The 26,230-nt window shown below is 69.1% G+C and carries 25 protein-coding genes, 1 tRNA gene and 1 pseudogene; 16 read left to right on the forward strand and 11 right to left on the reverse strand.

What is annotated here, in order from left to right; translation table 11 throughout:
* The first annotated feature begins 24 nt into the window (after nucleotides 1–24).
* From ACV7NO_RS11365 to ACV7NO_RS11385, 5 genes are all read left to right on the forward strand, one after another.
* On the forward strand, nucleotides 25–1,557 hold the full coding sequence (locus ACV7NO_RS11365) for a class I adenylate-forming enzyme family protein (RefSeq protein ID WP_463406105.1): 1,533 nt from the start codon (nucleotides 25–27) through the stop codon (nucleotides 1,555–1,557).
* Nucleotides 1,554–2,333 carry a thioesterase family protein gene (locus tag ACV7NO_RS11370; RefSeq protein ID WP_463406106.1) on the forward strand — a complete coding sequence of 260 codons (780 nt, stop codon included), beginning with the start codon at nucleotides 1,554–1,556 and terminating at the stop codon, nucleotides 2,331–2,333. The genes ACV7NO_RS11365 and ACV7NO_RS11370 overlap by 4 nt, the downstream gene beginning before the upstream one ends.
* A 112-nt stretch (nucleotides 2,334–2,445) precedes the next feature.
* Nucleotides 2,446–3,015 carry an EF-hand domain-containing protein gene (locus ACV7NO_RS11375; protein WP_463406107.1) on the forward strand — a complete coding sequence of 190 codons (570 nt, stop codon included), beginning with the start codon at nucleotides 2,446–2,448 and terminating at the stop codon, nucleotides 3,013–3,015.
* A 194-nt stretch (nucleotides 3,016–3,209) separates the two neighbouring features.
* Complete coding sequence (locus tag ACV7NO_RS11380) at nucleotides 3,210–3,929, forward strand: response regulator (protein WP_463406108.1); 720 nt, start codon at nucleotides 3,210–3,212, stop codon at nucleotides 3,927–3,929.
* Nucleotides 3,930–3,937: 8 nt separating this feature from the next.
* Nucleotides 3,938–5,284, forward strand: coding sequence for a sensor histidine kinase (locus ACV7NO_RS11385; RefSeq protein ID WP_463406109.1), 1,347 nt, complete (start codon nucleotides 3,938–3,940; stop codon nucleotides 5,282–5,284).
* A 19-nt stretch (nucleotides 5,285–5,303) separates the two neighbouring features.
* On the opposite strand, the gene ACV7NO_RS11390 is transcribed toward ACV7NO_RS11385, so the two are convergent.
* Nucleotides 5,304–6,089, reverse strand: coding sequence for a Crp/Fnr family transcriptional regulator (locus tag ACV7NO_RS11390; protein WP_463407327.1), 786 nt, complete (start codon nucleotides 6,087–6,089; stop codon nucleotides 5,304–5,306).
* A gap of 122 nt (nucleotides 6,090–6,211) precedes the next feature.
* On the opposite strand from ACV7NO_RS11390, the gene dinB reads away from it, so the two are divergent.
* The gene (dinB, locus tag ACV7NO_RS11395; protein ID WP_463407328.1) at nucleotides 6,212–7,285 is read left to right on the forward strand and encodes a DNA polymerase IV; all 1,074 of its coding nucleotides are present in this window, start codon (nucleotides 6,212–6,214) and stop codon (nucleotides 7,283–7,285) included.
* Nucleotides 7,286–7,484: 199 nt separating this feature from the next.
* Nucleotides 7,485–8,627: an SET domain-containing protein gene (locus tag ACV7NO_RS11400; protein ID WP_463406110.1), complete on the forward strand. Its 1,143-nt coding sequence runs from the start codon at nucleotides 7,485–7,487 to the stop codon at nucleotides 8,625–8,627.
* Nucleotides 8,628–8,636: 9 nt separating this feature from the next.
* On the opposite strand, the gene ACV7NO_RS11405 is transcribed toward ACV7NO_RS11400, so the two are convergent.
* The 6 genes from ACV7NO_RS11405 to radA all read right to left on the reverse strand — a co-directional run bounded on the left by ACV7NO_RS11405 (nucleotide 8,637) and on the right by radA (nucleotide 13,659).
* Nucleotides 8,637–8,936, reverse strand: a complete 300-nt coding sequence (locus ACV7NO_RS11405) for a hypothetical protein (RefSeq protein WP_463406111.1) — start codon at nucleotides 8,934–8,936, stop codon at nucleotides 8,637–8,639.
* Nucleotides 8,933–9,250 carry a DUF423 domain-containing protein gene (locus tag ACV7NO_RS11410; RefSeq protein ID WP_463407329.1) on the reverse strand — a complete coding sequence of 106 codons (318 nt, stop codon included), beginning with the start codon at nucleotides 9,248–9,250 and terminating at the stop codon, nucleotides 8,933–8,935. Before ACV7NO_RS11410 ends, ACV7NO_RS11405 begins: the two co-directional genes overlap by 4 nt.
* A gap of 8 nt (nucleotides 9,251–9,258) precedes the next feature.
* A complete protein-coding gene (locus ACV7NO_RS11415; RefSeq protein ID WP_463406112.1) occupies nucleotides 9,259–11,022 on the reverse strand; it encodes a cation:proton antiporter domain-containing protein in 1,764 nt (587 codons plus the stop codon).
* Nucleotides 11,022–11,456, reverse strand: coding sequence for an iron-sulfur cluster assembly scaffold protein (locus ACV7NO_RS11420; RefSeq protein WP_463406113.1), 435 nt, complete (start codon nucleotides 11,454–11,456; stop codon nucleotides 11,022–11,024). The genes ACV7NO_RS11415 and ACV7NO_RS11420 overlap by 1 nt, the downstream gene beginning before the upstream one ends.
* Nucleotides 11,453–12,013, reverse strand: a complete 561-nt coding sequence (locus ACV7NO_RS11425) for a CvpA family protein (protein WP_463406114.1) — start codon at nucleotides 12,011–12,013, stop codon at nucleotides 11,453–11,455. Before ACV7NO_RS11425 ends, ACV7NO_RS11420 begins: the two co-directional genes overlap by 4 nt.
* A 272-nt stretch (nucleotides 12,014–12,285) precedes the next feature.
* On the reverse strand, nucleotides 12,286–13,659 hold the full coding sequence (gene radA, locus ACV7NO_RS11430) for a DNA repair protein RadA (protein WP_463406115.1): 1,374 nt from the start codon (nucleotides 13,657–13,659) through the stop codon (nucleotides 12,286–12,288).
* Between the two features lie 200 nt (nucleotides 13,660–13,859).
* On the opposite strand from radA, the gene ACV7NO_RS11435 reads away from it, so the two are divergent.
* Complete coding sequence (locus ACV7NO_RS11435) at nucleotides 13,860–15,002, forward strand: glycosyltransferase family 4 protein (protein WP_463406116.1); 1,143 nt, start codon at nucleotides 13,860–13,862, stop codon at nucleotides 15,000–15,002.
* Nucleotides 15,003–15,099: 97 nt separating this feature from the next.
* Here ACV7NO_RS11435 and ACV7NO_RS11440 read toward each other — a convergent pair whose 3' ends face one another.
* Both ACV7NO_RS11440 and ACV7NO_RS11445 read right to left on the reverse strand, forming a co-directional pair.
* Nucleotides 15,100–15,390, reverse strand: a complete 291-nt coding sequence (locus ACV7NO_RS11440) for a DUF2218 domain-containing protein (protein WP_463406117.1) — start codon at nucleotides 15,388–15,390, stop codon at nucleotides 15,100–15,102.
* Nucleotides 15,387–15,971 (reverse strand): PadR family transcriptional regulator, encoded by a 585-nt coding sequence (locus tag ACV7NO_RS11445; RefSeq protein ID WP_463406118.1) that lies wholly within the window; start codon nucleotides 15,969–15,971, stop codon nucleotides 15,387–15,389. Before ACV7NO_RS11445 ends, ACV7NO_RS11440 begins: the two co-directional genes overlap by 4 nt.
* A 252-nt stretch (nucleotides 15,972–16,223) precedes the next feature.
* On the opposite strand from ACV7NO_RS11445, the gene ACV7NO_RS11450 reads away from it, so the two are divergent.
* From ACV7NO_RS11450 to ACV7NO_RS11465, 4 genes are all read left to right on the forward strand, one after another.
* The gene (locus ACV7NO_RS11450) at nucleotides 16,224–17,552 is read left to right on the forward strand and encodes a replication-associated recombination protein A (RefSeq protein ID WP_463406119.1); all 1,329 of its coding nucleotides are present in this window, start codon (nucleotides 16,224–16,226) and stop codon (nucleotides 17,550–17,552) included.
* 328 nt (nucleotides 17,553–17,880) lie between these two features.
* Nucleotides 17,881–19,257: a serine hydrolase domain-containing protein gene (locus ACV7NO_RS11455; protein WP_463406120.1), complete on the forward strand. Its 1,377-nt coding sequence runs from the start codon at nucleotides 17,881–17,883 to the stop codon at nucleotides 19,255–19,257.
* Nucleotides 19,254–20,105, forward strand: a complete 852-nt coding sequence (locus ACV7NO_RS11460; RefSeq protein WP_463406121.1) for a hypothetical protein — start codon at nucleotides 19,254–19,256, stop codon at nucleotides 20,103–20,105. Before ACV7NO_RS11455 ends, ACV7NO_RS11460 begins: the two co-directional genes overlap by 4 nt.
* Before the next feature lie 18 nt (nucleotides 20,106–20,123).
* A tRNA-Thr gene (locus ACV7NO_RS11465) sits at nucleotides 20,124–20,199 on the forward strand.
* Between the two features lie 9 nt (nucleotides 20,200–20,208).
* Here the strand turns inward: ACV7NO_RS11465 and ACV7NO_RS11470 are convergent.
* The gene (locus ACV7NO_RS11470; protein WP_463406122.1) at nucleotides 20,209–21,000 is read right to left on the reverse strand and encodes a class I SAM-dependent methyltransferase; all 792 of its coding nucleotides are present in this window, start codon (nucleotides 20,998–21,000) and stop codon (nucleotides 20,209–20,211) included.
* A gap of 92 nt (nucleotides 21,001–21,092) precedes the next feature.
* A pseudogene (locus ACV7NO_RS11475) lies at nucleotides 21,093–21,491 on the reverse strand (mannose-1-phosphate guanyltransferase); the annotation flags it as partial.
* Nucleotides 21,492–21,930: 439 nt separating this feature from the next.
* Between ACV7NO_RS11475 and ACV7NO_RS11480 the strand changes: the two are divergent.
* The 4 genes from ACV7NO_RS11480 (at nucleotide 21,931) to pyrF (ending at nucleotide 26,130) form a co-directional block, all read left to right on the forward strand.
* Nucleotides 21,931–22,626 carry an endonuclease/exonuclease/phosphatase family protein gene (locus ACV7NO_RS11480; RefSeq protein WP_463406123.1) on the forward strand — a complete coding sequence of 232 codons (696 nt, stop codon included), beginning with the start codon at nucleotides 21,931–21,933 and terminating at the stop codon, nucleotides 22,624–22,626.
* On the forward strand, nucleotides 22,626–24,914 hold the full coding sequence (locus tag ACV7NO_RS11485) for a patatin-like protein (RefSeq protein WP_463406124.1): 2,289 nt from the start codon (nucleotides 22,626–22,628) through the stop codon (nucleotides 24,912–24,914). The genes ACV7NO_RS11480 and ACV7NO_RS11485 overlap by 1 nt, the downstream gene beginning before the upstream one ends.
* Before the next feature lie 189 nt (nucleotides 24,915–25,103).
* On the forward strand, nucleotides 25,104–25,454 hold the full coding sequence (locus ACV7NO_RS11490; protein ID WP_463406125.1) for a lipopolysaccharide assembly protein LapA domain-containing protein: 351 nt from the start codon (nucleotides 25,104–25,106) through the stop codon (nucleotides 25,452–25,454).
* A 1-nt stretch (nucleotide 25,455) separates the two neighbouring features.
* Nucleotides 25,456–26,130 (forward strand): orotidine-5'-phosphate decarboxylase, encoded by a 675-nt coding sequence (gene pyrF / locus ACV7NO_RS11495; protein WP_463406126.1) that lies wholly within the window; start codon nucleotides 25,456–25,458, stop codon nucleotides 26,128–26,130.
* Nucleotides 26,131–26,230 lie beyond the last annotated feature (100 nt).

A 26,230-nucleotide genomic window follows, 5' to 3' on the forward strand; every position in this document is an offset into this window, starting at 1 on the left:
GACCTTCGCCTAGCCATCTCGGTCATGACGACCGCTCCCGAGATGCTCGCCGCCGATTTCGCGACGCTGCCCGATCTGATCCGCGTCCACGCCCGCACCCGGGGCGACAAGCTCGCGATCGCGGACGACAGCGGCGCGATCACCTATGCCGAGCTCGATCGCGCGATGGACCGCACCGCCGCCGCGCTTCAGCGAGACGGCACCGCGCAGCGCCAGGCGGTCGCGATCGTCTCCTACCCCAGCGTCGAGCAGGCGATCGTCTTCCTCGGCGCGCTGCGCGCCGGCAGCGTCGCTGCCCCGATCCAGCCTTCCGCCACGCCCGAACAGATCGCCGGCATGATCGCGGACAGCGGCGCGACCCTCGTCTTCCTCGACGAAGTCAATGCCAGCGCGCTCGACGGCCAAGCGCTCAGGCCCCGAACCGTGATGCTCGAAGCGCTCGAGGCCTGGGTCGCCCCCGAAGGCGCGACGCCCGCCCCGGTCGCGATCGACCCGGAAGACGGGTTCAACATCATTTATTCCTCGGGCACCACCGGCATCCCGAAGGGCATCGTCCAGAGCCACGCGATGCGGTTCCAGCACCTGTCGCGAAACGCCGCCGCGAAGTTCGAGGAGGCGGTGACGATCCTCGCCACCCCGCTCTATTCGAACACCACCCTGGTCAGCTTCCTGCCCACGCTCGCCTGGGGCGGCACCGTCGTGCTGATGGCGAAGTTCGACGCGCGCCGGTATCTCGAGCTCGCCCAGACATATCGCGCCACCCACACGATGCTGGTCCCCGTCCAGTATCAGCGGATCATGGCGCTCGCCGATTTCGACGCGTTCGACCTGTCGTCCTTCGTCTTCAAGACCTGCACCAGCGCGCCCTTCTCCGCGACGCTCAAGGCCGACATCCTCGCGCGCTGGCCCGGCCTGCTGGTGGAATATTATGGCATGACGGAAGGCGGCGCGTCGTTCGGGCTCAACGCCTCCGCGCACCCCGACAAGCTCCACACCGTCGGCCAGCTGATGCCGGGCAACGAGGCGAAGCTGATCGACGACGACGGCAACGAGGTCGCGCCCGGCGAAACGGGCGAGATCGTTGGCCGCGGCCCCGCGATGATGAACGGCTATCACGGCCGTGCCGATGCGACCCGCGACGCCGAATGGCACGACGCCGATGGCCGCCGCTACATCCGCCACGGCGATGTCGGCCGGTTCGACGCCGACGGCTTCCTGATCCTGATGGATCGCAAGAAGGACATGATTATCTCGGGCGGGTTCAACATCTACCCCTCGGACCTCGAAGCCGTTCTCGCGCAGCACCCCGATGTTGCGGACTGCACCGTCGTCGGCATGCCCTCGACCGCCTGGGGCGAGACGCCGGTCGGCTTCTACGTGCCCCGCGGCGCACCGGATACCGACGCGATCCTCGCCGACATCAACGCAAAGCTGGGCAAGACGCAGCGCCTCGCCGCGCTGTTCGTCGCCGACGAGCTGCCACGCAGCGCGATCGGCAAGGTCCTGAAACGCGAACTGCGCGACCGGTTGAAGGCGGAGATGGGAGACATGGCATGACGACGCTCGCGGCAATCCTCGAGGGCCTGGTGCCGCAGGACGGTGGCGCCTTCCACGGCACGATCCCCGACGGCTGGCTCCAGGGCCGCACCGCGTACGGAGGGCTGTCCGCCGCGATCGCGCTCCACGTCGCGATGAAATCCGACGTCGACCTGCCCCCGCTTCGCTCCGCGCAGGTGTCGTTCATCGGCCCGCTGTCCGGCCCGATCACCGTCACCGCCACCCGGCTGCGCCGCGGCCGCAACGCCGCCTTCATCCAGGCGGATGTCGAGAACGAGGCGGGGCTCGGCCTGCGCGCCACCTTCGTCTTCATGCGCGCGATCGAAAGCGAGGTGGACTACCAGACCACCACCGTCCCCGATTTCGCGCGGCCCGGCGCGGACGACCAGACGTTCAGCGGCGTCGGCGTCGCCTTCACGCAGAATTTCGAATTCGTCGACCGCCGCACCGGCGACGACCTGAAGCCCGCGGAATGGCTCCGCTGGACGCGCCTCAAGGAGCGCGACGGCCTCGATCCGATGGTCGAACTGATCGCGATGGCGGATTGCCTGCCCCCGGCCGCGCTGCGGCTGATCGGGCGCAACGTGCCGATGAGTTCGATGACGTGGATCCTCAACGTCCTCGGTCCCGCGCCCGCGACCGACGACGGCTGGTGGCTGCTGCGCTCGAACGCGGACTATGCCCGCGCCGGATCGTCGAGCCAGGTGATGGGCGTCTGGAACGCGCGCGGCGAATGCGTCGCCGAACAGATGCAGTCGGTCGCCCTCTTCGCCTGACACGGATCGCGACAATTTCGCGCGCGACAGACACATCGCCGCGACAACCCTGCGCCATTACCGTCGTCGTCGGCGGGGCGCATCCCTGTCCCAGAGGGTAAGGATCGTCTCGATGAGGAAGTTGTTCTCCGCCATGTCGCTCGCCGCCGCGATGCTCGCAGGCGGGCCCGCCTTCGCGCAGGCGACCGCCGTTCCGCCCCCGCCCCCCGCCGGGGGGATGCCCGGTCCGGGCGGCATGCGCGGCGGTGGCGGCGCGATCCTCCGCGCCGACGCGAACGGCGACGGCGTCGTCACCCGCGCGGAGGCGACCGCACAGGCGGACCAGCAGTTCGACCGGCTCGACCTGAACAAGGACGGCAGGATCACCGCCGAGGAGCGCCAGACGGTGCGCGATCAGGCGATGGCACGCCGCGCCGCCCGCGGCGGCACCCCCACCGCCGACGCCCCTCCGCCTCCGCCCCCGCCGGGCGGCAAGATGGGCAAGCGGATGGATCCTGACGGCGACGGCGCGATCACCCGCGAAGAGTATCGCGCCCGCGCGCTCCAGCGCTTCGACCGCCTCGACGCCAACCACGACGGCCGGATCGACGCGACCGAGATAGCGGCGATGCGCCAGCGCGCGATGGAACGCCGCGGCGAGTTCGCCCCGGCTCCGGCGCCTGTACCGACGCCGGCGAAGTAGGAAGGGTCGCCCCACCCCGTCACCCCGGACTTGATCCGGGGTCCCGCTTGCTTGCGAGGTTCGCCAAAAAGCGGGACCCCGGCTCAAGGCCGGGGTGACGAATGGGAGGGACGCTCAGAGACGTTCGGCGCGTGCCCGCCCCGCACTCTCCGTCATCCTTTGCAGGACGCGACGATATGCTAAGCCCCGACGCCATGGGCGACATTCCGCATCTGCTGCTGGTCGACGACGAGCGCTCGATCCGCGAGCCGCTGGCCAAGTATCTCGACAAGCAGGGGTTCCGCGTCACCCAGGCGGGCGACGCTGAGAGCGCCCGTACGCGGTTGTCGGCGTACGCGATCGACCTCGTCATCCTCGATATCATGATGCCCGGCGAGGACGGCCTCAGCCTCTGCCGCCATATCCGTGCGACCAGCGAGGTGCCCGTCATCCTCCTCACCGCGAAGACCGAGGAGACCGACCGGATCGTCGGGCTGGAGATGGGCGCGGACGATTACGTCGTGAAGCCCTTCTCCCCGCGCGAGCTCGCCGCGCGGATCAAGGTCGTGCTCCGCCGCTCCGCGACCGGCGGCGTGCGCCAGCATGCGCCGGAGGCGAACAGCTATGCCTTTGCCGGCTGGGTTCTCAAGACGGGCGAGCGCATGCTCGTCGATCGCGCGGGCGTCTCCGTCCCGCTGTCGACCGGCGAGTACAACCTCCTCCTCGCGCTCGTCACGCGCCCCCGCCAGGTGCTGACCCGCGACCAGCTGCTCGACCTGACGCAGGGTCGCGAGGCGGCGGCGTTCGATCGCGCGATCGACAACCAGGTCAGCCGCCTGCGCCGCAAGATCGAGGACGACGCCCGCAGCCCGCAGGTCATCAAGACGGTCTGGGGCGGCGGCTATACGCTCGCCGCCGAAGTCACCCGGCTTTGACGACGCGCATGCCCTTCCCGCGCAGCCTCGCGGGGCAGATGGCGCTGTTGATCGCGATCGCGCTCTTCCTCGCGCAGGCGGTGAACCTCGGCCTGCTCCTGCGCGAGCGCGCGACCGCGCGGATCGCACAGACCGTCGGCCCCGCCGCCGCGCGCGTCGTCGATGCGCTCGACCGCGAGGTCGCGGGCCGCGCGCTCTCCGCCGAGCGGGGCCGCGTCCGCCGCGTCGGCGCGAACCCGGTCGCGCCGGGGCTCGAGGCGCAGCCCGACATCGAGACCGGACTGAAACGCGAACTTGCGGAGGCGGGCGTCGCGACCGGCCGGATCGTCACCGGCGTCCGCCCCGTCACCGACGACGATCCCGCCGTTCGCCACATGACCCGCTGGCGCGCGCAGCAACGCCTGCGGTTCGGCCGCGAACTCGTCATCGGGATCGAGCAGCCCGGCCGCGGCTGGCTGCGCGTCCAGAGCTTCTGGCCGGGCTCCGACGCGGGACTCGTCTGGCGGCTGATCGCGCAGACGCTCATTCTCTACGGCATCATCCTGCTGCCCGTCCTGTGGATCGCGCGCCGCATCTCGCGTCCCTTGCGCGCGCTGGCGGAGGCCGCGACCCGGTTCCGCCCCGGCGACAGCGGCGGCGTGCTGCCCGAAAAGGGACCGCGCGATCTCCAGACGCTGATCGCCGCGTTCAACGCGCTGCGGCTGCGCGTCACCGCGATGCTCGACGAGAAGGACCGGATGCTCGGCGCGATCGGCCACGATCTGCGCACCCCGCTCGCCGCGCTGCGCGTCCGCATCGAATCGGTCGAGGACGATGCCGATCGCACGAAGATGGCGGACACGATCGAGGAAATGAGCCGCACCCTCGACGATATCCTCTCGCTCGCGCGGCTCGGTCGCCCCAGCGAGCCGCCGACCGACGTCGATCTCGCCGCGCTGGTCGATGCGGTGGTCGAGGATTTCCGCGACCTCGGTGAGCCCGTCTCGTTCGATGAAGCGACCAGGCTGCCGATGCGGCTGCGCCCCGCGCTGATCCGCCGTGCGGTGCGCAACCTGATCGAGAACGCCGTGAAGTACGGCCATTCGGCCGACGTCACGCTCAGCGCCGATGTGCACACCGCCGCGATCGTCGTCGCCGATCGCGGCCCCGGCATCCCCGAAGACCGCCGCGAAGCCGTCTTCGACGCGTTCACCCGGCTCGAAACGTCGCGAAATCGCGAGACGGGCGGAATCGGTCTCGGCCTCGCGCTCGCCCGCGCGATCGTGCGCGAGGCCGGCGGCGACATCGCGCTGGTCAACCGCCCCGGTGGCGGGCTGGCCGCAACCATCACGCTGCCACGTCGCACGCCCGCCTGACCCAGCCCGTCTAACGAAGTCAGCGGCGCGCGTGCGCCTCCGCCCAGTCCTCACCATTCTCGGGATAGAGATACGCCGCGTCGAACTCCGCGACCGTCCGCAGCTGAACAGGATTCAGGATCGAAACCTCGCCGTCGCGGAACGTCATCAGCCCACGTTCGCGCAACTGCCGCAGCGTCCGGTTCACATGCACCGCGGTCAGCCCGCACGCCTCCGCCAGATCACTCTGGTTGATCGGCAGCTCGAACCGGCCGCCCTGCATCCGTCCGATCATCGTCATCCGCTCCGCCAGTTCGCACATGAAGTGCGCGACGCGCCCTTCCGCACCCAGCCGCCCGAGCCGAAAGATCCATTCCCGATGCATCGCCGCATCCAGCAGCGTGCTGAACCACAGCATCCGCGTCAGGTGCGGCCGCTCCTCCAGGATCCGCTCCAGCGCGGCGTGATCGTATAGCCCCACCGTCGCCGGCCCCAGCGTCGCGATGTCGTGGTCCAGCCGCTGCAACGGAAACGCGTGCAGGTCGATGAAATCACCCGGCACATGGATCGCGATCAGTTGCCGGTCGCCCTCGCGATCGTCGATATAGCGGCAGACATGCCCCTCGATCAGATAGGTGCTGTGCGTCATCCGCTCGCCGCGACGGACGATCCGGTGACGCCGCGGCACCGTCTTCACCTCGCCCATCGCCGCCTCGAGAGCGCGCTTGTCGTCCTCGCCCAGCGCGCTGCGTTTGCGCCCGAGCAGGAACAGCCCGGTCCGCAGCGTCGTGTCGGATGCGCCAGCCGGCGTCGCGTGAATGTCCATCTCGGCCATGCCCGTTAAACCCGGCACGCTCCCGATCGTTCCGGGCGCGTATCGGCCGCGTCTCATGACGGAAATCGACATCGCCGTCCCGCTTGCGCTAAACCGTACGAATCGTGAACGAAATGCCCGCCCGCAAGATCATCCATATCGACATGGACGCCTTCTATGCCTCGGTCGAACAGCGTGATGCGCCCGAATTGCGCGGGCGCCCCGTCGCGGTCGGCGGGTCGAAGGCGCGGGGCGTCGTCGCCGCGGCCAGCTACGAAGCGCGCGCGTTCGGCGTCCGCTCGGCCATGCCCTCGGTCACCGCGGTACGGCGCTGCCCGGACCTCGTCTTCGTCCGCCCGCGCTTCGACGTCTATCACGCGATCAGTCAGCAGATTCGCACGATCTTCGCCGATTACACTGACCTCATCGAGCCGCTGTCGCTCGACGAGGCCTATCTCGACGTCAGCATCGATCGCCGCGGCATCGGTTCCGCCAGCGCGATCGCGGAAGAGATCCGCGCGCGGATCAAGGCGGAAACCGGGCTCACCGCCTCCGCCGGGGTCAGCTACAACAAGTTCATCGCCAAGCTCGCTTCGGACCAGAACAAGCCCGACGGCACCTGCGTGATCCCCCCGGCGCGCGGCGCCGCCTTCGTCGCGAGCCTGCCGGTGAAGCGCTTCCACGGCGTCGGCCCCGTCACCGCGGCGAAGATGGCACGGCTCGGCATCGAGACCGGCGCGGACCTGCGCGAGCGCCCGCTCGCATTCCTGCGCGCCAATTTCGGCAGCTATGCCGAGTATCTCCACGCCGCCGCGCGCGGCATCGACGACCGCCCGGTCCGCGCGCACCGCGCCGCGAAATCGGTTGGCGCCGAACGCACCTTCGAGCACGACCTGTCCGCCCCCGCCGATCTCGACGCCGCGCTGATGCGCGTCGCCGACGCCGCATGGGTCCGCATCGAGCGCAGCGGCACGCGCGGGCGCACCGTCACGCTCAAGCTGCGCCGCCACGATTTCACCACGATCACCCGCGCCCGCTCGCTTGCCGACCCGATCCCGGACCGCACCCGCTTCGAGGCGATCGGGCGCGACCTCCTGGCCAGCCAGCTGCCCGTCGACGGCGGCGTCCGCCTCCTCGGCCTCACGCTGTCCGCGATCGTGGGCGACGACGACGACCAGCCTGCGCAGCAGAGCCTCCCGCTGGGCTAGGCCTTTCACGCTCAGAATCCGCTTGTTTCGAGCGAAGTCGAGAAACGTGCCACGAACGCTGCGCAGCATTCCTCGACTACGCTCGAAACGAACGGAGTGGCCGGGCCAAGTCTCGTAACGGAGCCCCCCACGTAATCGTTGGACGCCGACTCCCCGCTCCGTTACCTCCCGGTTAACCACCCGCGCCGCGCCAGGGAGCATGCCGATCAACGCCTGGTTCCTCGTCGCGATCGCCGCCAGCTTCACCGGCTATGCGCTGTACCTCGTCGGCCTTACCCGCCACATGGTCCAGCCCAGCCGCGCGTCGTGGCTGATCTGGAGCGCGGCGACCGGGATCGAGGCCGCCACCTACGCCGCGGTCAACCCGGGCGCCCCGCAGGCGATCGTCTTCATGACGTCGGCGGGCGCATGCGCGGCGGTGACGCTGGCGCTCTGGCACCGCTCGGACTGGTCGCGCCCCGATCGCGGCGAGATGCTGTGCGTCGCCGCCGGCCTTGCCGCGCTGCTCCTGTGGCTCGGCTTCCGCGAGGCGTTCTGGGCGCACATGCTCGTCGTCGCCGCGGTTCCGGTCAGCTTCTGGCCGACGTGGCGCAACGTGCTCGCCGACCGGGCCCGCGAACGCTCGCCCGCCTGGGGGCTGTGGACGATCGGCGACCTCGCGACGCTGCTGCTCGCCACCCGCACCGGCAGCCAGGACGTCGGCGAATATGCCTATATCCTCGTCGAACTCGCCTGTCACGCCAGCGTCTGGTTCATGATCGGGCTGGCGACGATCTACCCGTGGCGCTCGCTCGGCATCCGGCGCGCCGGGGTCTATGTCGTCGACGGCTATGCCCCCGCCGCCAACCTGTTCCGCGTCGGCGAGACGCATCTGGGCAAGGCGGTCTTCGCCTCCGAAGGCTTCGCGGAGGGGGCGACGATCCTCCATTTCGCGGGCGAGCGCATCGCTGCCGCAAGGCTCCCGCGCCGCCTCGCGGGCCGTCGCGACCGCTTCGTCCAGATCGCGCCGTGGGAATATATGGGTCCCTCGGGCGGGCTCGACGATCTCGTCAACCACAGCTGCGCGCCCAATGCCGGCCTGCGCTTCCTCGCCGACCGCGTCGTCCTGATCGCGATCCGCGACATCGTGCCGGGCGAGGAGATCGCGTGGGACTATGCGACGACGCTCAGCGACCCCAGCTGGCAGATGGTCTGCCGATGCCGCGCACCCGAATGCCGCGGCGTGATCGGCGCGTTCGACACGCTCCCGCAGGACCGCCAGGAATGGTTCCGCGCCCGCAACCTCGTCGCCCCCTATCTCCGCCGCCGCGACCGGATCTGGCGGAAGGACCGCGCGGCCTGAGCAAAACGCTCACGACGAGCGGAGCCTGAATCTGCTGCGGACTTTGACCGCAATCGCGATCACTACGAAGACCATGAGCGCGACATAGATCACAGCCGCCGGACGATCATGTTCCATCGTCGCGATCGCGATCATCAACGGCACCGCCAGCAAGGCGGTTACCTTCGTCGTCCACCAGAGCCGAGCCGATGGCAGTGTCGCCTTATCCCGCCGCATGAGCGCTGCTCCGGTCGCTAGAACCTTGGCAGCCAGCAAAAGAACGACCATCCAGCTCATCGCATCGGTCAATGTCGATGCGCCGAACGTCACCGCGCCCCGACCCAGGCCAGCCACAGCCACCCCGCGATCAGCAGCGCCCCGCCGATCGGCGTCACCGCCCCCAGCCAGCGCGGCGCGCCCAGCGCCATCAGGTACAGCGTCCCCGCGAACAGCGCCCCGCCCGCGACGAACAGCCACCCCGGCGCCCGCGCCTCCAGTCGCATCGCCACCAGCGCCGCGACCGCATGGACCAGCTGATACTGCCCGCCCGTCCGCAGCCACTCCTGCGCCTGCCCGCTCGCGCCATGCGCCCCGAACGCGCCCGCACCCACCGCGACCGCGCCCGACAGCGCAGCCAGGATCATCAGCCAGTTCAACGGTCGTTCCCCCAAGGCACTTCGCTCGCGGTCTGCGCACGCGCCGCGCGGATATCGCCCGCCTCGATCTGGATGCGCAGCCGCTCCTTGTCGCGCGCGCGATACATGTCCTCCGCCCTATCGATATCGGCGCGATCGATCCCCAGCCCCTCCATCGCCAGCCGCGCCATCTTCACCGCGGATTCGAGCACTTCGCGCACCACGAAGCTGGCGGACCCCGTCTTCAGCTTCACCAGCGCGCGCCGATCGAACGCGCGGACGTAGATCGCGGCGTCCGGAAACGCCTCGTGCACGGCCTCCACCGTCTCCGGGCTCAACTGGTCGCCATCCATGCAGAACAGGATCAGTTCCGCATCCGCCGCCCCCGCCTGCCGCAACAGGTCCAGCCTCGTGCCGTCGCCATAATACACCTTCGCGCCGAACTCCGCCGCGATGTCGATCATCTCGATATCGGTATCGATCAGCGTCACCGGGATGTCCTGCGTCAGCAGCATCTGGCCCACCGTCTGCCCGAACCGGCCATAGCCCACGATCAGCGCGTTCGCCCCGTCTGCCATCGGTCCTTCGCGCGTGTCGCCGCTCTTGATCGGCTCGGCGCGGATCCGCCTGGTCGCCATCATCAGGAACGGCGTCGTCGCCATCGACAGCGTCACGATCGCGCCGAACAGGCTCGCCGCCTCGGGATCGATCAGCAGCGCGTTCTGCGCCTGCGCGAACAGCACGAACCCGAACTCGCCCCCCTGGCTCAGCAGCAGACCGAGCGCGAGTGCGCCGCGCCACGTCATCCGGAACGCCAGCCCGATCCCGAAGATCACCAGCGCCTTCGTCGCCACCAGCGCCAGCGCCATCGCGATCACGAACAGCGGCCGCTCCGCGATCGCGTGCAGGTTCAGCATCATCCCGACCGCCAGGAAGAACAGCCCCAGCAGGATCGACCGGAACGGCTCGACGTCCGTCTCCAGCTCATGCCGGTACGGGCTGTCCGCCAGCATCACGCCCGCGACGAACGCGCCGAGCGCGGTCGACAGCCCGAGCGCTTCCATCAGCGCGGCGGACCCGATCACAGTGAACAGCGCCGCGAACACGAACATCTCGCGTTCGCCCAGATTGCCGATCAGCCGGAACAGCGGGCGCAGCACGAACCGCCCCGCCGCCACCAGCCCGACGACCGCGCCGACGGTATAGAGCGCCAGCAACCACCCCGGCGGCCCCGCCGCGTCGGCGGGATTGCGGCTCATCGCCGCGATAATCGTGATGAGCGGGACGATCGACAGGTCCTGGAACAGCAGGATCGAGAAGGCGCGCTCCCCGAACGGCGTCCTGAGCCGCCCCGCCGATTGCAGCATCGGCAGCACCTGCGCGGTCGACGACAATGCCAGCGGCAGCCCCAGCGCCAGCGCGGCGGCGATTGAGAACCCCGCGCCGAACGCGACGATCGCGGTGATCGCGACGCCGCACAGCACCACCTGGATCAGCCCCGCGCCGAAGATGTCGCCGCGCATCCGCCACAACCGCGACGGATTGAGCTCCAGCCCGACGATGAACAGCAGCAGCGTGATCCCCAGCTCCGCGATCCCCAGCTTCGACTCCGCGTCGCCCACCAGCCCCAGTGCCTGCGGCCCGACCACCGCTCCCGCTACGAGGAACCCCAGCGTCGCACCGAGCCCGAGCCGCCGGAACAGCAGCACGAACGCCAGCGCGAACCCCAGCAGCATGAAGCCGTCGCGCAGCATCGATGTGGCGTCCGCGGTTTCGTGCATCAGTCAGGCTTTCCTTCGGCCGCGATCGCCGCGGCTTCCGCGGCCGCCTCGAATGCAAGGCGGATCGAGGCATGTCGCGCGGTCTTGTCCAATCCGGCCTCGAACACGTCGATCCCGGGCCAGTCCGGCTGGTCTCCACGCCGCGCCAACCACGCCGTCAGCGCATCCCGCGCGGCCGCGAGTTCCTCGGGCGACCGCCCGACGACATGGTTCGCCAGCAGAGTCGACGAGGCCTGCCCCAACAAACACGCGCGCACCAGCATCCCGACCGCGCGAACCCGACCCTCGTCGTCGAGGCTGACGTCGACGGTGACCCGGCTCCCGCAGATCGGCGAGCGCTTCTCGACGCTCGCCTGTGCGTCCGCCAGCCGCTCCTCATACGGGTTGCCCGCCGCCAGCGCCGACAGTTCGGGGGTGTAGAGATCGAGGCTCACGACGCCGCCGCCGCGTTGTCGGCAGGCGCATCGCGCCGCGGCCCGAAGGCGGGCTGCCCCTTGCGCCGGCGATCGACGAAATCGGCGATGCTCGCGCTGGTGACGTTCAGCAGCGGATAGGTTCGCGACTGCTTGATCCACTCCGGCCGCCGCGCCGGCCCGCCGCCGAGCAGGTCGAGCACCAGCACGATCATCAGGAACGCCAGACTCGTCAGGATCAACCCCTTCACCGCGCCGAACCCGAAGCCCAGCGCACGGTCGACCGGTCCCAGGATCGAGGTCCGCGTCCGCCGCCCGATCGCGTTCGCCAGCAGCTTGCCGAGGATATAGGTCACCCCCGCGATCACGCCGAACGCCAGCACCGCGGCCCCCGATGGCGTCCCGACGACGCCCAGCAGCGCCTTCGAAAGCGGCAGGTGCGCCACCTTCAGCGCGAACACCATCGCCATCCACGCGAACAGCGACAGCACCTCGGTCACGAACCCGCGCACCCCGCCCAGGATCGCGGAGCCCGCGACGACGAGGAGGACGGCGATATCGAGTGCGGTCAGGGCCAAGGCGAAAGATCCGGGTTACGACGGGGCCATGCGGGCCCTTGCATCAGATGGGGTATGAGATGGGCGATCGTTTTGCGCGTCGCTAGGCCGTCGCGCGATAAATGAAACACGATAGTCGATAGCTCCCGTCACCCCGGACTTGATCCGGGGTCCCGCTGCCTTCGAACGGGCGCGCGGGATAGAAGCGGGACCCCGGATCAAGTCCGGGGTGACGAAACGTCGTCGGTCAGCCCGAACGCCTGGAGGGACCGACCGACCGGAACGGAAGCGTTCTAACCGCGCCCCAGCATATGGTCAACGAGCGCGCCTAGCGTGCGGAATCCCGACAGCTTGAGCGGCGCCTTCTCGTCGGCCACCGCCGCCGGCACCAGCGCCCGCTCGAACCCCAGTTTCGCCGCCTCCTTCATGCGCAGCGCCCCGTGCGCGACCGGCCGCACCTCGCCCGACAGCGCGATCTCGCCGAACACCACCGCATCGACCGGCACCGGCCGCTCCGACAATGCGGAGACGAGCGCCGCGGCGACCGCCATGTCCGCCGCCGGGTCCTGCACCCGGTATCCGCCCGCGATGTTGAGATAGACCTCGCAGGTCGAGAAGCTCAGCCCGCACCGCGCCTCCAGCACCGCGAGGATCATCGCCAGCCGCCCCGAATCCCAGCCGACCACTGCGCGCCTGGGCGTCGCCCCGCTCGCCAGCCGGACGACCAGCGCCTGGATCTCGACGAGCACCGGTCGCGTCCCCTCCAGCGCGGGGAACACGGTCGTGCCGGTCACGCCCTCGTCACGCTGCGTCAGGAACAGCGCGGACGGGTTCGACACCTCCGCCAGCCCCTCGGTCTGCATCGCGAACACACCGATCTCGTCGGTGCCGCCGAACCGGTTCTTGATCGCGCGCAGGATCCGGTACTGGTGGCTGCGCTCGCCCTCGAAGCTCAGCACGGTGTCGACCATGTGCTCCAGCACGCGCGGCCCCGCGATCGATCCGTCCTTGGTCACGTGCCCCACCAGCACCACCGCGGTCCCGCGCTCCTTGGCGAAGCGGATCAGTTCCTGGCTCGACGCGCGCACCTGGCTGACGGTCCCCGGCGCGCCCTCGATCAGGTCCGAATGCATCGTCTGGATCGAATCGATGATGAGCAGCGCGGGCGGCTTTCCCGTCGACAGCGTGGTGAGGATGTCGCGCGTCGAGGTCGCCGCCGCCAGCATCACCGGCGCATTCCCCAGCCCCAGCCGCCGCGCGCGCAACCGTACCTGATCCGCCGCCTCCTCGCCCGAGACATAGGCGACCGACAGCCCGGCCAGCGCCATCTTCGCCGCCGCCTGCAACAACAGCGTCGACTTCCCGATCCCCGGATCGCCGCCGATCAGCGTCGCCGACGCCTCGACGAACCCGCCGCCCAGCGCGCGGTCGAGCTCGGCGATCCCGGTCGCCAGCCGCGCGGGCAACTCGACCTCGGTATCCAGCCCGACGAGCTGGATCGTCCGGCCCCCGCCCTGAAGGTTGTGCTTCGCCTGGAACGGCGTGACGACCGCGCCCGCCTCCTCGACCAGCGTGTTCCACTCCGCACAATCCGCGCACTGCCCCGCCCACCGGTGCGACACCGATCCACAGGCCTGGCAGACATAGCGCTTCTGGGGTTTCGCCATGCTCGGAGCGATAGCAAACCCGGAACGAGAGGGGAACAGATAATTGAATCCCAGACCGTACCCCGGCGAAGGCCGGGGCCCAGCCCCAATCCAAATCATGCGCGGCAGCGCATTCGGCGGTTCGCGCCGAGACCGGACCCCGGCCTTCACCGGGGTACGGCGGGTAGGCACGCGCCCCCCGAACCGCTATGCGCCCCGCGATGAAGCCAACCGACCTTCGCGTCGCGCTGTTCAGCGGCAATTACAATTACGTGCGCGACGGTGCGAACCAGGCGCTGAACCGGCTCGTCGGCTACCTGCTCGAACAGGGCGTCACCGTCCGCGTCTATTCCCCGACCGTCGAGACGCCCGCCTTCCCGCCGACCGGCAATCTCGTCGATGTCCCCGCCTTCCCGATGATCGGCGGGCGCGGCGAGTACAAGCTGGGCCGCGGCCTGCCCGCGAAACCGCGCGCCGACCTCGAGGCGTTCGCGCCCAACCTCGTCCACGTCTCCGCGCCTGAGTTCCTCGGCCACGCCGCGCTCACCTGGGCGCGACGCAACGGGGTGCCGACCGTCGCCTCGCTCCACACCCGGTTCGAAACCTATTTCCGCTACTATCATATCGGCTTCGTCGAGCCACTGGTCGAACGGATGCTGACGCGCTTCTACAACCGCGCCGACCGCGTCGTGGTCCCCAGCCACAGCATGGGGACGCTGCTGCGCGACTGGGGTGTGACGACCCCGATCGGCATCTGGTCGCGCGGGATCGATCACCAGCGCTTCAACCCCGCGCGCCGCGACCTCGCATGGCGCCGCTCGCTCGGCATCGGCGATAGCGAGATGGTCGTCGGCTTCCTCGGCCGTCTGGTGAAGGAAAAGGGCCTCGACATCTTCGCCGAGGTCGCGACCGAGCTGCGCCGCCGCGGCATCGCGCACAAGGTCCTCGTCGTCGGCGAAGGCCCCGCACGCGACTGGTTCGCCCAGCGCGTGCCCGACGCGGTGTTCACCGGCTTCCAGTCGGGCGACGCGCTCGGCCGCGCGGTCGCGTCGATGGACGTGTTCTTCAACCCCAGCGTGACCGAGACGTTCGGCAACGTGACGACCGAGGCGATGGCCGCCGCCGTCCCCGTCGTCGCCGCGCGCGCGACCGGCGCGGTCGATCTGGTCGTTGAGGGCGAAACCGGCTTCCTCGTCCCCCCGCGCGACGTCGCCGCCTATGCCGACGCGATCGCCCTGATCGTCACGGAGCCCGCCTTGCGCGCGCGCATGGGCGACGCCGGCCACGTGCGCGCCGCGGCCTATCGCTGGGACACCGCGAACCAGGCGGTGCTGGATACGTATCTGGAGTTGCTCGCGCCCTGACCCGTTACCCCAGCGAAAGCTGGGGTCGCTCAGTATTCACGCGCGCCCGCCAAATCCAAGCGATCCCAGCTTTCGCTGGGATGACGCGCCTGACGGCTTACCCATCCCGCCAGTCGAACGTCAGCGGCGCCTCGCGGAACGCGAAGCGGTCGAGATGCTCCGCCACCACCGTCCGCATCCGCGCAACGTCGCCGTCCTCGGGCACCGCGAGCCTCACGTCCAGGGTCGCCGCATCCGTGCGCATCTCGAGTCTCGCGCCGCCGGGGAACGCGATCGTCGCCTCCTCCGACGAGACCGTCACCTCCATCTTGTGGCTCCAGTGCTTGGCGAGCTGCTGGAGATAGCGGCTGGCCGACGCGGTCGGCACCCGTGCGATCGAGACGCTCACCGCAAGCGCTCGATCTTCTGCGCGACCTCGTCGATCAGCGCGGCGACGTCATGCAGCGTATCCTGCGTGATCTCGCCCTTCGCCAGCCGATCCTGCAATGCGTGGCGCAGGTTCCCCATCGCGCGCCGGATCGGCCCGCCATCGGTCCGCTCGCGCTCCTCGCCCACCTGGGTCAGCCGCGCCATCAGCGCCGCGACCTGCTCCGCATTCTCCGCCAGATGCGTCCGCCCCGCGTCGGTGATCGCGAACCGCTTCTTGGCGTCGTCGGAGCGCTGTTCGGCGACCAGCCCCATCTCGTCGAGCAACGTCAGCGTCGGATAGACCACCCCCGGGCTCGGCGCATAGGCCCCGCCCGTCATGTCCTCGATCGCGCGGATCAGCTCGTAGCCGTGCCGCGTCTCGTCGCCGATCAGCTTGAGCAGCACCAGCCGCAACTCGCCCCCGTCGAACATCCGCCGCCGCCCGCCACCGCCGCGACCGCTCCGGGCCTCGTCGCCATGCACCTCCCAGCGCATCGTGAAGGGCCCGCGCGAAAACCCGCCGCCCCGTGGACCGCATCCGCGGCCATGCATATGAAACATCGATCAGTCCTTCCGTATATCTCGATAGCGCTAAGATATATCTTGAATTATCGGTGACAAGGTATGATCTCCATTTTTTTCGGCGATATCCGAAACAAATCCGGCACCCCGGCCTCGTGCCGGGGGCCACCGTCGTCCACACGCAACGCTCGTCGCGTTGGCGCCACCGTGGATGCCGGAACACGCCCGGCATGACGTACTCCCACATGGCAAGGGATGACGCGCCCTCCCCCGCGCCCTATCTCCTGCAGCATGGCCGACCTGCTGACCGGGCTCGAACCCGAACCCGTCCCCGATACCCCACCCGAGAACGCCCCGCTCGCCGATCGCCTGCGCCCGCGCACGCTGGCGGACGTCGTCGGGCAGGATCACATCACCGGTCCGGACGGCGCGATCGGCCGGATGGTCGCCGCGGGCCGGCTGTCGTCGATGATCCTGTGGGGGCCGCCCGGCACCGGCAAGACGACGATCGCGCGCCTCCTCGCGGACGCGGTCGACTTGCGATTCGTCGCGATCAGCGCGGTCTTCTCCGGCGTCGCGGACCTCAAAAAGGCGTTCGCCGACGCCCGCGAACACGCGCGTATCGGCAAGCGCACGCTCCTGTTCGTCGACGAGATCCACCGCTTCAACCGCGCGCAGCAGGATGGTTTCCTGCCCTATGTCGAGGACGGCACGGTCACGCTCGTCGGCGCGACCACCGAGAATCCGTCGTTCGAACTCAACGCCGCATTGCTCAGCCGTGCGCAGGTGCTGATCCTTCACCGGCTCGATCGCGCGGCGCTGTCGCTCCTGCTCGATCGCGCCGAAGCGGAGATGAGTCGTCCCCTCCCGCTGACCCCCGAGGCGAAGGACGCGCTCGTCGCCAGCGCCGACGGCGACGGCCGCTTCCTGCTCAACCAGGCGGAGACGCTGTTCTCGGTCGACCTGCCCGACGCGCTCGATCCCGCCGGGCTCGGCGCCTTCCTGCAACGCCGCGTCGCGGTGTACGACAAGGATCGCGAGGGGCATTACAATCTCATCAGCGCGCTCCACAAATCGATCCGCGGCAGCGACGCGAACGCCGCGCTCTACTATCTCGCGCGGATGCTCACCGCGGGGGAGGAGCCGCTCTACCTGCTCCGCCGCCTGACGCGCGCCGCGGTCGAGGATATCGGCCTCGCCGATCCGCAGGCGCTGGTCCAGTGCATCGCCGCGAAGGACACCTACGACTTCCTCGGCAGCCCGGAGGGCGAACTCGCGATCGCGCAGGCCTGCCTCTATCTTGCCACCGCCCCCAAATCGAACGCGGCCTACAAGGCGCAGAAGGCCGCGTGGCGCTCTGCGAAGGAAACGGGTTCGCTGATGCCCCCCGCCAACATCCTCAACGCGCCGACGAAGCTGATGCGCGATATCGGCTACGGCAAGGGCTATGCCTACGATCACGATGCGGAGGACGGCTTTTCCGGCGCGAACTACTGGCCCGACGACTTGCCGCCCCAATCCTTCTACGAACCCACCGGACGCGGCATGGAACAGCGCATCGGCGAACGCATGGCCTGGTGGGCCGACCGCCGCCGCGCGCTCAACGGCGAGGGGGAATAGACCGTCGAGCATTGCAGCGCCGCCCAGCCCCCTCCGTCGCCCCGGACTTGATCCGGGGTCCCGCTTCTACTGCGCACGTTCGGTAAGAAGACGCTGGACACCGGATCAAGTCCGGAGTGATGGGTCAGGCGCACGCATCACAGTCCACCTTCGTCGTCAGGCTCACCCCCTCGACCACCTCGTAAAGTTGGACCCGTTCTGCTTTGATCGCGCCATGATCGATCCCAACTGCCGCGCTCCCTGCCCGTCGCCCTCGACGCATCCATCGCGCGGGAAGATTTCGACCCCGACGTGGCGGCAACTTCGGCAACTTCCGATTGTCGAAGCCGTGCGAATCGCTATCCTCGCCGACGTGCTCGTCGCCCCTGCCGCCGCGCAGCAACCGGCCGCCACCCCCTCGAATTACGACCGTGCCGTCGCCGCCGGCTACAAGGCCGCGCTCTACTGTGCCGGCATCTTCAACGCCGGCCGCACGCCCGCGCAAATCGACCGCGACGAACTCCGCGGCATCTACCCGCAATATGACGCGATCCTCCCGATGCTGACCGCGACAGTCGATGCCAAGCTCCACACCGTCGAGGTCCCGTTCGACCCCGCGCTGCCAGCGCGCAGCGCAGCATGGTCGAAGGCGACCGGTTGCACGCTCCAGCCGATCGGCGCCGAGAGCGCGGGTGTGATGGAGGACGACATCGCGTCCGACGGAACGGTCACCCCGCCCCGCACCGGCCCCGCCCCCGCCGATCCGCGCCGCTGGCCGGTCGGCGACGCCGGTATCGCGCCACGCCCCGCGCCCGCGCTGTCCGCCGCCGTCGCCCGCGCCTTCGATCGCGCCAGCTATGGCGAGGCGTCCGAGACGATCGGCGTCGTCGTCGTGAAGGATGGGAAGGTCGTCGCCGAACGCTACCGCGACGGCTTCGGCCCGTTCGTTGCGAACCGCACCTGGTCGGTCGGCAAGAGCATCGCGGGCACGCTCGTCGGCATGGCCGCGATGGACGCGCAGGCGCCCGCCGCGATCGCGCAGTGGCGCGACCCCGCCGACCCTCGCGCCGCGATCACGCTCGATCATCTTCTGCGCATGGCCTCCGGACTCCACAGCGACACCGCGGGCAACCGCACCGACGCGATCTATTTCGGCGGCACCGCGGTCGACGAACAGGCCCCCGGCTGGCCGCTCGAGGCGAAGCCGGGCACACGGTTCCGCTACGCCAACAACGACATCCTCCTTGCGGTCCGCGCGATGCGCACGACGCTTGGCGAGGATCGCTACCGCGCCTTCCCACGCACCGCGCTCTTCGCGCCGCTCGGCATGGCGAACACCGTCGCGGAGACCGATTGGCACGGCAACTACATCCTCTCCAGCCAGGTCTGGAGCACCGCGCGCGATCTGGCGCGGCTCGGCCAGTTCTGGCTCGACGACGGCGTCCGGGCGGGCAAGCGCCTGCTCCCCGAGGGTTGGGTTCGCTACATGACCACCCCGAGCGGCCCGCAACCCGCAAGCGGCCCAGGCTATGGCGCGACGCTGTGGCTGTTCGGCGCGAAGCAGGGGCTGCCCGACAGCAGCTACGCCGCGCAGGGCAATCGCGGTCAATATGTCATGGTCATCCCGTCGCAGCGCCTCGTGGTCGTCCGGCGCGGCGAGGATCCCGGCGCGGCCCGCTTCGACATCGCGCGCTTCGCCGCCGACATCGCCGCCGCCACCCGGTGACACCACGCTTCACGCGATTCGTCGCAATCGACTGGTCGGGCGCGAAGGGCGCGCGACACAAGGGGATCGCGGTGGCGGAATGCTCCGTCGGCACGGCGGCACCCACGCTCGTCGTCCCGCCCGCGGGATCCTGGTCGCGCACCGCCGTACTCGACTGGCTGCTCGAACGCCGCGACGACGCGATGCTCGCCGGGTTCGATTTCAGCTTCTCCGCCCCCTTCGTCGCTCGCGGCGCGCATCTCCCCGGCGAGACGACCACGGCCACCGCCCGCGAACTATGGGTCTATGTCGACGCCGCCAGCGACGACGTCGATCTCGGCGCCGCCTCGTTTCTGGAGGCCCGCCGCGGCACGCATTTCTATCTTGGCGCGGCGGACGGCGCGAAGCGCGATTTCCTCCACTGGCGGGCCTGCGAGATCGCCGCGGACGGCGCCACCAAGCCCTCGACCGTCTATGACGCGATCGGCGCCGCGCAGGTCGCCAAGGCCAGCTTTGCGGGCATGCGGCTGCTCCATCACCTATGCGGACGCATCCCCGTCTGGCCGTTCGACCCCGTACCCGCCACCGGCGCGACGATCGTCGAGATCTACACGGCGATCGCCGCGCGCGCCGCGGGCATGCGCAAGGGGCGCAGCAAGATCCGCGGCGACGACGCGCTCGATGACGCGCTCGCCGCGCTGGGAAGCGACCGGCACGAGACACTCGCGACGTATGACGATCATTCGACCGACGCGATCCTCACGGCCGCCTGGCTTCGCGGCAAGGCCGGCGACCACGCCCTGTGGTCTCCCCCCGCGATGACCGCCACGATCGCACGCACAGAGGGCTGGACGTTCGGCGTCGGCTGACGCATGGGAAGCGCGAACGCCGGTTTAGCTCAGCTGGTAGAGCAGCGGTTTTGTAAACCGAAGGTCGCGGGTTCGATTCCTGCAACCGGCACCACTTCAGTCTTCACGCCGCGCGGCGACCGTACACGATCACCCCGTGGCAACCGCCGTGATCGACATGGTCGCAACTGAACGATTCGATGCCGGCCCGATGCAGCAACGCAGAGATGCGCGAGAGATCGTAGTCATACATCAGCATCGTGCCTACCGACGGCGGAATCTCGGCATAGGTCCGGAGCATCGATCCGTCCCAGCGCCCGATATCGATCTGTTCGGTCACCGACTTCAGATAGCGTCGGTCCTTGTAGAGCGAAAAGTGCAGCGTCACCCCGCCCATCGGCGCAAGCCGGGAGAGAAGACGCTCGAGCAAGGCGTATCCCCGCTCCGGCGGGATGTGCTGGAAGACGATATGGGAGACCAGCCAGTCGAACTGCTCTTCCGGGATCTCGTCCGTGAAGACGATACCGTCTGGCTGTCCGTTGCGCGCCGCGGTCAGCATGCCTTCGGATATGTCCACGCCGACGACGTGTTCGACGTGTGCCCGGATCGCTCGCGACAGCCGCCCGACGCCGCAGCCGAAGTCGATCGCCGATCGCGGCGCAGGCCCAGGATAGCGGCGTTGAAGCGTCTCGAACATGCTGTCGATATCCCGCCGCCCCGATTCCCAGAAGATCGCAAGCGCGCTGTCGTCCAGATTGGCATTCAGGAAGGCGGCGTCCGAAAGCACGCCATGAAACGGTTCGACGGCGCCGATCTCCTTCCAGTCCGCATCGGTATCCCGTGTCATTTCCACCATTTCCTTCGGACTTTTCATCCATGTGATGCCCGCCATAGGCGCAGACTTGAAGGCTGTCATCCTTGGCACCGGACATACCGAAAGCTTAAGACCATGGGCGCGCGCATGCGATGCGGGAACGCGATCGCCCGACCAAAGCCGCGGACGTCGGCCTACTTGGCCTTCATCGCCTCGATCAGCTTCTTGACGTCTTGGCTGCGACCGCGCGGCAGGATGAGGATATCGCTGCCGGACGCCACGACGATCAGGTCCCTGACACCCACCATCGCGATCCGTGCGCCGTCACTGCGGACGAGGCAGTCCTTCGTGTCGATCGCGATCACCTCGCCGCCGCCAGTCCCGCCATGCGCGTTGCCGTCGGCGTCACGATCGCTGATCTGATGCAGCGCGTCCCAGCTTCCAATGTCGTTCCAGCCCATCGTGACCGGCACAACCGCCACCCGGGCTGCCTTGTCCATCACCGCATAGTCGATCGAGTGGTCTGGCGATCGCGCGAAGGCGTCCGCGTCGGTATAAACGCCAATGGCCTCGCGCCTCGCGCCGTCCAAGGCCGGCAGGCTTCAGGATCAGCGCAGAGGTGTAGTGCCCGTCGTCGCCAGTCGCGCCTCGGTCTCGGCTGCATGTCGCGTGTTGGCGACGACGATCGGCTCGGCGAAATGCGATGCGACGCGATCGCGCACCGTGTCGTCAGCTGAAGCATCGTGCAGTCAGCGCCAGCACCTGCTTGGGCCGTTCCGGCCGAGACATCGGCCACAAGCGATTGCCGGGCGTCTCTCGAAAGGATCACAGGGACGATGAACGGACGGCTGGACGCCCTGAGACTTCTTAAAAAAATCGCCAACTTGGTTGGCGTCCGAACGCACGACATGCGGATTGGGCGACAAGGATTTCCTACGGTCGAAAGACAGGGTGCGGCAATCCGGCACGTCTCCCACCTATTCAACACACGACCTGCAACCGGCGCCGCCATATCGTCGTTACGCATGCTATATGATAAAGGTGGCCAGCTACAACATCCGCAAGGGCATCGGCACGGACCGTCGCCGCAACCCCGAGCGGATCCTCGAGGTTCTGCGCGAGATCGACGCCGACGTCGTGGCACTACAGGAGTGCGACCGCCGCTTCGGCTCGCGCGCGGCGGTGATCGCACCGCATCTCCTTGCCGAGCATAGCGATTTCCAATCGGTCGCATTCGGCGTGCGGACCGCATCGATGGGCTGGCATGGCAACGCACTGCTCGTGCGCAAGTCGGCGGAAGTCGTCGACGCCGAGGTGATCCACCTCCCCACGCTCGAGCCGCGCGGCGCGGTGATGGCAGACCTGCGGATCGGGCGGCGGACGGTGCGCGTGGTGGGCATGCACCTCGATCTGTCGGGACTGTGGCGGCGGCGGCAGGCGGCGGCGATCCTCAGCCACGTCGCCGCGAGCACGCATCGCTATCCGACCGTCATGATGGGCGACCTCAACGAGTGGAACGCGCGGCTCGGCTGCCTGCGCGCGTTCGGACGCGACTATGCGATCGCCGACACCGGCCCCAGCTTCCATGCGCGCCATCCGGTCGGCCGGCTCGACCGGATCATGGTGTCGTCCGAACTTCGCGTCTCGGCCTGTGGCGTCCACGCCAGTGCCGCCGCGCGCGCGGCGTCGGACCATCTGCCGATCTGGGCGATGGTGGACGGACACTGATGCGAGAGAGAGAGCTTCGCCTCGCGCTCGTCTGCTATGGCGGGATCAGCCTTGCGGTCTACATGCACGGCATCACCAAGGAGGTGTGGCACCTTGCCCGCGCCAGCCGCGCGACGCATGCGCGCGAAACGGTATCGGGCAGCGCCGCGGTCTATGCCGCCCTCCTCGACGAGATCGCCGACGCTGGTGCGCTGCGCGTACGAGTCCTGCCCGACATCGTCGCTGGCGCGAGCGCGGGCGGGATCAACGGCATCTTTCTCGCGCAGGCGATCGCGACCGGCCAGAGTCTCGATCCGCTGACGGACCTGTGGCTCACGTCCGCCGACGTCGAGGCGCTGATCGACACCGAGGCTGCGCCCCCGTCGCGCTTCTCGAAGCTGTGGGCGCTACCGCTGGCGTGGATGGCGGCGGGGCGCAGCGCGGACAATCTCGACCATCTCGATCCCGCGACGCGCGACGAGGTCCGCGGCAAGCTGTCACACTTCATCCGATCGCGCTGGTTCGAGCCGCCGTTCGGGGGACCGAACTTCACCGGGCTGCTGCTCGACGCACTCGACGCGATGGCGGCAGCGCCACGCGGCCCCCGCCTCTTGCCCGATGGCCAGCCGCTCGACCTGTTCGTCACGGTCACCGATTTCACCGGCCACCCCGAACGCCTCCGCCTCAATTCCCCGCCCGAGGTGATGGAAACCGAGCACCGTCTCGTCTTTCCGTTCACCGATCACGGCCATCCGTGCGACACGCTCGCCGCGATCCCCGAGCTCGCTTTCGCCGCACGCGCGACCTCCAGCTTCCCCGGCGCCTTCCCGCCCTTCACCGTCGCCGAGCTCGACAGCGTGCTGAAGACGCGCAAGGCGGCGTGGCCCTCCCGCAAGGCGTTCCTCCAGCGCATCCTGCCCCGCCAGTCCGCCGCGAACGCCGCCGATACCGCGGTGCTGATCGACGGCTCGGTGCTCGCCAACGCCCCCTTCCGTCCCGCGATCGACGCCCTGCGCGAACGCCCCGCACGCCGCCAGATCGATCGCCGCTTCGTCTATGTCGATCCCTCGCCCGGCATGAAGTTCCGCCTGACGCGCGAGGCGGGAGGCACGCCCGGCTTCTTCCAGACGATTCTCGCCGCGATCAGCGAGCTCCCGCGCCAGCAGCCGATCCGCGACAATCTGGAGGCGATCGCAGATCGCTCCGCGCGGATCGAGCGGATGCGGGCGATCGTCTCGTCGATCCGCCCGGAGGTGGATGCCGAGGTCGAATCCCTGTTCGACTACACGCTGTTCCTCGATCGCCCGAATGCCACGCGGCTGTCGTCCTGGCGGCGTCGCGCGCAGGCGGCGGCAGCGACCAAGGCGGGCTATGGCTATGCCGCCTATGGCCACCTCAAGATGACCGCGGTGATCGAGCTCGTCACGAGCCTGCTCCACCAGGCGGGCGGCGAACCCGGCCCCCAGCGCTGGCAACGCATCCGTCGCCACATCGCCGAAGCCGCGGCCGCCCGCGGCGCGAAGGCCGATGCGTCCTTCTCGGGCGGCGCGGACGAGGCGACGATCGCGTTCCTGCGCGGGTTCGACCTCGCGTTCCGGATCCGCCGGCTCCGCCTGCTCGCGCGCCGTCTCGGGGAGATCGAAGACGAATCGGCCGATGACGCCGCACTCCAGCCGATGCGCGACGCGATCTACGAATCGCTCTCCGCCTATCTCGACGCCAAGCGTCCCGACGCACACACGTCCCTGCGCGCCGCAGTCCGCAGCATCCGCGGCGACGCCAGCGACCTGCTCGATGCGTTGCAGGCCTCGCTCGACCTGACCGGACTGGATGCCGCGACCGACGCGCGGCTGGCCGACGCCTTCGCCGCGCTCCCCAAGCCGCTCCGCCGCCCACTGCTGCTCGCCTATCTCGGCTTCCCCTATTTCGACGTCGCGACGCTGCCGCTGCTTCAGGGCGAAGGCCTTGATGAGTTCGACCCGATCAAGGTCGACCGCGTCTCGCCCGACGATGCGCGATCGATCCGCGAGGGCGGCGCGGAAGCGACGCTGAAAGGTATCCAGTTCAACAGCTTCGGCGCGTTCTTCAGCCGCGCCTATCGCGAGAACGACTATCTGTGGGGTCGCCTCCACGGCGCGGAGCGGATGATCGACATCACCGTCTCCACTCTCCCCGCCACCGTCCGGCTGAAGGCGGGCCGCGTCGCCGCGATCAAGCGCGCCGCGTTCCTCGCGATCCTCGACGAGGAAGCCCCGCGCCTCACCGCGATCGCCGCGCTGATCGCGTCCTTGCGCAAGGAGATCGGCTGAGAGGCTGTTCGAAAATTGGCGAGAGAGCCGATTTTGCGGTGCCGGCCCGCTCCCCCACCCGGCCAACCACAGCGTATCCTGAATGGGTGGCCGGGTGGGGGAGCGTGCCGGCACCGCCGAAATGCGCCTTCGGCGCATTTCCAAACGGACTCTGAGCCGCTGGTCAAATCGCCGACATCGGTCTAGCTGATGGCGACGGCGAAAGGGGTGGCGATGCAGTTCCTGAAAATCCTGTTCTGGTGCCTGCTCGCGTTCATCGCGGCGGTCTTCACCTTCGGCAACTGGACGAGCGTTTCGATCCGGCTGTTCGGCGGCCTGGTCGCGGAGGTGAACCTGCCGCTGCTGTTGATCGCGACCTTCCTGCTCGGGTTCCTGCCGACCCTGCTCTACCAGCATACGATCCGGTGGAGGCTGCGCCAGCGCCTGACCGCCGCCGAGCGCGCGCTGGCCGATCTGCGCGCGCCGGTCGCGGTCGCGGAACCGGTTGCGGCCCCCGCGCCCGGCGCGGTCCCGGGGATCGTCCCGCCGGGAGGCGCGTGAGATGAGCAACCGCATCTTCGTCGCGATCGACACCCCCGATCTCGAAAAGGCCAAGGCGATGGCCAGGCGCGTCTCGCGCCATGTCGGGGGTCTCAAGCTCGGGCTCGAGTTCTTCATGGGCAATGGCCGCCACGGCGTCCGTGAAATGGCCGAGATCGGCCTGCCGATCTTCCTCGATCTCAAGCTCCACGACATTCCCAATACCGTCGCAAAGGCGGTCCAGGCACTGCGCGGGCTCGATCCCGCGATCCTGACGGTCCACGCCTCGGGCGGGCAGGCGATGCTCGAGGATGCGAAGGCCGCCGCCCCCGCCGGCACCAAGGTGGTGGCGGTGACGATGCTCACCAGCCTCGACGAGCGGGACCTGTCCGCGACCGGCATCGACGGCAGCGCGCACGATCAGGTGATGCGCCTGACCGAGCTGGCGAGGCGCTCGGGCGTCGACGGCATCGTCTGCTCGGGCGCCGAGGTGAAGGCCGCACACGCGCTATGGCCCAAGGGCTTCTTCGTCGTCCCCGGCGTCCGCCCCGCCGACGGCGCGCCGGGCGATCAGAAGCGCGTCGTCACGCCGCGCGCCGCGCTCGACGCAGGCGCCTCGATCCTCGTCATCGGCCGCCCGATCACGCAGGCCGACGACCCCGACGCAGCCGCCCGCGCGATCCAGCAGACGTTGTAGAAACTATGCCCGGCAGCGGGCTCCGTGAAATCTTGCTGCGTCGCCGAACTGTCATCTGGCCAATCTAGTCCCGGTCGCGCATCTTGTTGTAACGAATCAC

It is taken from the genome of Sphingomonas sp. Ell38C01, from assembly GCF_055231975.1.